5 protein-coding genes are annotated in these 6,459 nt (G+C 75.9%); 1 reads left to right on the top strand and 4 read right to left on the bottom strand.

The annotated features are described in order from the left end of the window. From ACFT55_RS18435 to ACFT55_RS18425, 3 genes are all read right to left on the bottom strand, one after another. On the bottom strand, window positions 1-1,131 hold a 1,131-nt coding region (locus ACFT55_RS18435; RefSeq protein ID WP_380245297.1), incomplete at its 3' end, for a trans-sulfuration enzyme family protein. 43 nt (window positions 1,132-1,174) lie between these two features. Then, window positions 1,175-2,734, bottom strand: a complete 1,560-nt coding sequence (locus ACFT55_RS18430) for a pyridoxal phosphate-dependent decarboxylase family protein (protein ID WP_380245296.1) — start codon at window positions 2,732-2,734, stop codon at window positions 1,175-1,177. Beyond that, a complete protein-coding gene (locus ACFT55_RS18425; protein ID WP_380245295.1) occupies window positions 2,731-4,119 on the bottom strand; it encodes an MFS transporter in 1,389 nt (462 codons plus the stop codon). Before ACFT55_RS18425 ends, ACFT55_RS18430 begins: the two co-directional genes overlap by 4 nt. Before the next feature lie 60 nt (window positions 4,120-4,179). Between ACFT55_RS18425 and ACFT55_RS18420 the strand changes: the two genes are divergently transcribed. After that, window positions 4,180-5,139, top strand: coding sequence for an aldo/keto reductase (locus ACFT55_RS18420; protein ID WP_380245294.1), 960 nt, complete (start codon window positions 4,180-4,182; stop codon window positions 5,137-5,139). Between the two features lie 125 nt (window positions 5,140-5,264). On the opposite strand, the gene ACFT55_RS18415 is transcribed toward ACFT55_RS18420, so the two are convergent. Continuing rightward, window positions 5,265-6,455: an acyl-CoA dehydrogenase family protein gene (locus tag ACFT55_RS18415; RefSeq protein WP_380245298.1), complete on the bottom strand. Its 1,191-nt coding sequence runs from the start codon at window positions 6,453-6,455 to the stop codon at window positions 5,265-5,267. Between the last annotated feature and the right edge of the window lie 4 nt (window positions 6,456-6,459).

The raw sequence follows: 6,459 nt of genomic DNA, 5'->3' as shown, positions 1-6,459 counted from the left end.
GCGCAGCGCCTGGTCCAGGTCGGCCCAGAGGTCCTCGACGTCCTCGATGCCGACGGAGAGCCGCAGCAGGTCCTCGGGGACGGTGCTCGACTCGGTCGCGAACCGGCGGCGCCGCTCCAGCGACGACTCGACGCCGCCCAGCGACGTCGCCGGGACCCACAGCCGTACCGCGGCGACGACGGCGTCGGCCGCGGCGGCCCCGCCGCGCGGGCGCAGGCCGAGCACCGCGCCGAAGCCGTTCATCAGCCCCGCGGCGCGCTCGTGGCCGGGGTCGTCGGGCAGGGACGGGTGCCGCACCTCCGCGACACCCGGGTGGTCGGCCAGACGGCGGGCCAGCTCGGCCGCGCTGGCGTTGGCGCGCTCCACGCGCAGGTGCAGGGTGCGCAGCCCGCGCAGCGCGAGCCACACCTCCATCGGCCCCGGGATCGCGCCGTGCATCGTCCGGTACGCCCGCAGCCCGGCGGCCAGCTCGTCGTCGCGCGTCACGGCCGCGCCGAGGACGACGTCGGAGTGCCCGGCGAGGTACTTGGTCACCGAGTGCACGACGACGTCCGCGCCGAGGTCGAGCGGACGCTGACCGAGCGGCGTCGCGAACGTGTTGTCGACGACGGAGCGCACGCCACGCTCGCGTGCGGCGCTCAGGATCGCGGGCAGGTCGGCGACCTCGAGCATCGGGTTCGTCGGCGACTCGGCCAGCAGGACGTCGGCGCCGTCGAGGGCCGCCACGACCTGGTCCGTGTCCGCGACGTCGACGCGCCGCACGTCGACGCCGTGGCGTGCCGCCAGGTCGTCGAGGTAGCCGAGCGACGCCTGGTAGGCGTGCCGCGGCACGACGACGGCGCCCCCGTGGGGCACGTGCCCGACCGCAGCGATCACGGCCGCCATCCCGGAGCCGAAGACGACGCCGTGCGACGCGCCCTCCAGCGCCGCCAGGGCCTCCTCGAACGGGTGCCACGTCTCGGTGTCCATCCGGGTGTACAGCAGCTCTCCCGGGGCGGAGACGCCCTGGTTGACGTACGTGGAGCTGAGGACCACAGGCGGGTTCACCGGCCCGCCCTGCGTGCGCGGCGGACGGCCGGCGGTGACGGCGAGCGTGGCGGGGGACAGCGGGCCGGACAGGTCGTGCGTCATGGTCGCAGGGTACGACCGCGGCCGGGTGCGGTGCGGCCGGGTCTCACGCCCCCCGGGGCTCCACCAGGCGGGCGAGCAGCTCGACCAGCAGCCGCTCCACGAGCGGAGCCGGAAGGGCCTCGACGAGCGCGAGCAGCGGCGCCATCGGCCCGACCCCGGGCGTCGCGTCCCCGCCACCCACGGAGCCCAGCCCGACGGCGTCGAGCAGCGCGGCGGCGGTGGCGGAGTCGAGCGCGGGGCCGCCCGGGCCCGTGGGCAGGAGCTCGGCGGGCAGCGCGCCCAGCAGCGCGCCGGCGTCGGGCCGGGGCGTGCCACGCACGTCGTCCGCGGCCTCGCGCAGCACGGGCACCAGGTCGCCCAGCACGCCCTCGGTGACGGGCGTGACGGTGAGGTGGGTGGTGTGCGGCAGCCGCGTGCCGTCAGGCTGGTCCAGGCCGGGCTGTGCCTGGAGCGTCCAGCCCCGCGCGGCGACGGCGTCCGCCCACAGGTGCGGGTCGACACGGCGGTCCGCGGGTGCTGCGTCGTCGGTGGCGACCGCGAACAACGGACCGACGGGGGACCCGACCACCCGCAGCCCCTCGACGCCGTCGACCGCCTCGCGCAGGGCGAGCGTGGCGCGGCGGGCCCGCCCGGCGAGCGTCGCGAGCCCGTCCGTGCCGAGGGCCTGCAGGATCGCCCACGCGGCGGCGAGCGGGCCGCCCGAGCGCGACCCGAGCAGGGTGGGGTTGACCACGGGGTAGCCGGGCCAGCGCGTCGTCGCGAAGTACTGCGCGCGCTGCCGGTCCCGGTCGCGGTGCAGCAGCACGGAGGCGCCCTTGGGGGCGAACGCGTACTTGTGCAGGTCCGCGCTGAGGCTGGTCACGCCAGGCACGCGCAGGTCCCACGCGGGCAGACCGGGCCAGAACGGGAGGGCGAACCCACCGATGCAGGCGTCCACGTGCACCGGCACGCCCGCTGCGGCGGCGAGCGCCGCGACGTCGGCCACCGGGTCGGCGGCCGCGTGCGGGTAGGACGGTGCGGACACGACGACCAGCGCGACGCCGTCCGCGCCCCCGGCCCCGTCGGTCATGCGGGCCCCGAGCGTGGCGGCGTCCACCGCGCCGGCCGCCGGGCCGTGCGCGACGACGGGCACGAGGTCGAGCTCCAGCCCGTACAGGTGGGCCGCCTTCTGGAACGCTGCGTGCACGGTGACCGGCGCGACGAGGCGCGGGCGGGCCTCGCCCGGCCGCAGCCCGCGGGCTGCGAGCCACGTGTCGCGCGCCGACTGGACGGCGAGCAGGCAGCTCTCCGTGCCGCCGCTGGTCACCGTGCCGACGGTGTCGGCATCGCCGCCGAGCAGGTCGCGCGCGAACGCGACCACGTCCCGTTCGAGGGCTGCCACGGAGCCGAACGTCGTCGGGTCCAACCCGTTCACGGGCTGCATGGCGCGCACGGCGCCGGCGGCGAGCTCGTCGAGCTCGGGCACGCCCGGGTCGTAGACGTAGCTGAGCACGCGACCCCCGTGGGTCGGCGCGTCGCGGTGCCGCAGCGTGGCGAGGGCGGCGAGCACCGACTCCGGGGACTGCTCGAGGTCGAGGTCGGCGGGCGCGGCGGGGTGGGTCACGAGGTCTCCTGGGGGTGGTCGGCCCGGGTCGGGCCGGGGACTGCGGGGTGGTCGACGTCGCGGCGGCGCAGCGGGTAGCGGCCGAGCGGCAGCAGGCTGACGGCGGCGAGCGCCGCGGGCAGCACGCTGAACGCGGCGACGATGCCGAGCACCGCGGCGGCGGGCTGCGTCACCGACTGCCCGCCCGTGGACTCGACGTACCCCGTCGCGGCGAGCACCACCGTCAGCAGGGTGGTGCCGAGCGCCATGCCTGTCGTCTCGCCCGCCGTCCACACGCCTCCGAACGCGCCGGCGCGGTCCGTGCCGGTGGTGCGGGCGTCGTGCGCGATGACGTCGGGAAGCATCGCCATCGGCAGGGACTGCATGCCCGCGTAGGCGGCGCCGGCGAGCGCGACGGGCAGGTACACCCAGGCGCCCGGCGCCCAGGCGAGCGGCAGCAGGGCGAGCGCCGCCACGGCGAACAACCCTGAGGCGAGGCGGAACGCACGCTCCTTGCCGACCCGGCGGGCGAGCGTGCCCCACGCCGGGGTGACGACCAGCGCGGGGCCGACGAGGGCGACGAACAGGAACGTCACGGCCGCGGTGTCGTGCAGCACCCAGGTGGCGACGTACTGGGCGCCGGCGAGCATGGCGCCGGTGGCGAGCGCCTGGAGCACGAACGTGGTGAGCAGCGTGCGGAACGGCCGGCTGGTGCGCAGCAGGCCGACGCCCTCGCGGTAGTGGGCGGCGATCCCGACCCGGGGCGGGAGGGGGCGCGGTGCGGCGGGCGGTCCTGCGGACCGTTCCACGGTGGAGGAGACGAGGAGGGCGGCGCCGAGCACGAGCGCCGCCGCCAGGGCCATGACGAGGTAGCCGAGCCGCTCGTCGTCGCCACCGAGGGCGCGCAGTGCCGGGCCGCCGCCGCCGAACAGCAGGATCGCGGCGGTGAGCACCACCACGCGCGCCGTGAGCAGCCGGGTGCGGGCGTCGTAGGTGCTCGCCAGCTCCGCGGGCAGGGCGATGTACGGCACCTGGAAGAGGCTGAACGCCGTCGCCGCGGCGAGGAAGGCGAGCAGCACCCACCCCGCGGCGGCCGCCGGGCTCAGACCGGCAGGGACCGCGAACGTGAGGGTGAAGAACACCGGCAGGGCCAGTCCTCCCACGACCATGAGCCGGCGACGGCGCCCGGTGCGGGCGCGCTCGCGGTCGCTGGCCGCGCCGATCACGGGGTCGATGAGGACGTCCCAGACCTTGGCGGCGGTGACGAGCAGACCCGCCAGGGCCGCCGTCACGCCGAGCGTGTCCGTGAGGTAGAAGACGAGCACCAGCCCGGGCAGCGTCGCGAACCCGCCGGTGCCGACGGAGCCGACGGCGTACCGGACGATCGTGCCCCTGCGCAGCGTCATGAGCGGCGATCGTAGCGGCCCCGCGGGAATGTTCCGGACGCCGGGGCGCTTGTGCGACGTGTGACCCAGGCGACCAGCACGACGCAGACCGATCTTTCGCGCGGCCCTCTCGGCCTCGACGGGGCACCCCTGGTGCTCGGCGGCAACGTCTTCGGCTGGACGGCCGACGACGCGGCGTCGTTCGCCGTCCTCGACGCGTTCACCGACGCGGGCGGCCGGATGATCGACTCCGCCGACGTCTACTCCGCGTGGGTGGAGGGCAACTCCGGTGGCGAGAGCGAGCGGACGATCGGGCGCTGGCTGGCCCGCGGCGGCCGCCGCGACGACGTCCTGGTCGCGACGAAGGTCTCGCAGCACCCGCAGTTCCGCGGCCTGGCGGCGGCGAACGTGCGGGCGGCCGCCGAGGCGTCCCTGGAGCGGCTCGGCACCGACCGCATCGACCTGTACTACGCGCACTTCGACGACGCCGCGACGCCGATCGCGGAGACGGCCGCCGCGTTCTCCGCGCTGGTCGACGACGGTCTCGTGCGCGCGATCGGCGTCTCCAACTACACGCCCGAGCGGATCGACGAGTGGTTCGCCGCCGTGGAGGACGGCGGGCTGCACCGTCCCGTCGCCCTGCAGCCGCACTACAACCTCGTGGAGCGAGGCTTCGAGGACGGGCTGCGCCAGGCCGCCGAGCGGCACGGTCTCGGTGTGCTGCCGTACTACGCGCTGGCCTCCGGGTTCCTCGCCGGGACCTACCGCGACGGCGAGGCGCCCGACAGCCCGCGCGCGCAGGGCGCCGCCCGCTACCTGGACGACCGCGGACGTCGCGTGCTCGCGGCCCTCGACGACGTCGCCGCCGCGCACGGCGCGCCCGTCGCGTCCGTGGCGCTGGCGTGGCTGCGGCAGCAGCCGACCGTCGTCGCGCCCGTCGCCAGCGCCCGGCACACCGGCCAGCTCGAGGCGCTCGTGCGTTCCATGACCCTCGAGCTGACCCCGGACGAGCTCGCCCGGCTCGACGGCGCCTCCGCCTGACCCGAGAGTTGTCAGAACCACGTGAGCCCAGGGTCTGACGTGGTTCTGACAACGTGCGCGCGCCCGCGGTTGTCAGAACCGGGTGGGTCCCCGGCCTGACGTGGTTCTGACAGCTTTCGCGGGGTTCAGTCCTCGAGCGGGCCGAGCACGGCCTGCGCGACGGTGGCGTGCGCCGACTCGTCGTCGGACGGGTGGAAGATCCCGGCGAGCACGTCGCGGTAGAGCCGTCCCAGCTCGGAGCGGTTGAAGTAGGTCGACCCGCCGGAGCAGCGGATCGCCTCGTCGACGACCTGCCGCGCCGTCTCGGTGACACGCACCTTCAGCCCCGCCGTCGAGCGGAAGAACCCGGCCCCGGACCCGGACCGCACGTCCACCTGAGCGTCGACCTCGCCCGCGACGAGGTCGAGCTGCGGCCAGAGGCCGTCGAGGGCCAGCGCGGCCGTGCCGATCCGCCAGCGGATGTCGGGGTCCTGCGAGTACGCCTTGCCGGTCTTCATCGAGCGCCGCCTGCGCACCGTCTCGACGGCGAGCGCCAGGGCCCGGTCGGCGATCCCCAGGTACACGGACGCGAGCAGGATCTCGAACGACGTGAAGATCCCCAGCACGTAGGGGTCGAGGTTCGGTCCGGGCGCGAGACGACGCAGCACCCGGTCCGCGGGCGCGTGCGCGCCGTCGAGCACCGTCGTGCAGGACTGCGAGGCCCGCATGCCGAGCGTGTCCCAGTCGTCCTTGATCTCGAAGCCGCCGCCGTCGCGGGTGACGAACGCGTGCACGATGCGCGGGTCGTCAGGGTCGGTGGCGTCGTCGAGCCCCATGACGCCGAGGCGCGTCCAGCCGGGGGAGTTGGACGTGAAGATCTTGGTGCCGTGGAAGGAGTACCCGCCCTCGCCGTCGGGCCGGGCCTCGGTGCGTGACCCGAGCAGCACGAGGTCGTTGCCTGCCTCGGAGTAGCCGAAGCCGAACACCTCGCCGTGGGCGGTCTCCTCGAGCAGCCAGTCGAGCGACCCGTCGCCGCGCTCGTGCAGGTACCGGGCCACGCCCACCCACACGTGGTGCATGTTCACCGCCAGGGCCGTCGCGGGCGCCGCCCCCGCGAGCCGCGCCTGCTCGCGCGCGGCCTCGCGCAGCGTGAGGCCGGCGCCGCCGAGATGCTGGGGCACCATCGCCTGGAGGTACCCCGCCGCCTTCAGGTCGGCGAGGTCGTCGGCGAAGAACGTGTTCTCCCGGTCGTGCGTCGCCGCGCGGCCGCGGATCGTCTCCAGCAGCTCGTCGGTGAGGATCTGGCGGGGCGCGTCGTACGGTGAGGGCGCAGGCATGCCC

Source organism: Isoptericola sp. NPDC057191, assembly GCF_042670225.1.
Taxonomy (GTDB): Bacteria; Actinomycetota; Actinomycetes; order Actinomycetales; family Cellulomonadaceae; genus Isoptericola.
Note: the sequence above shows the minus strand (reverse complement) of the source record. Positions and strands in the feature narration are given on the sequence as shown.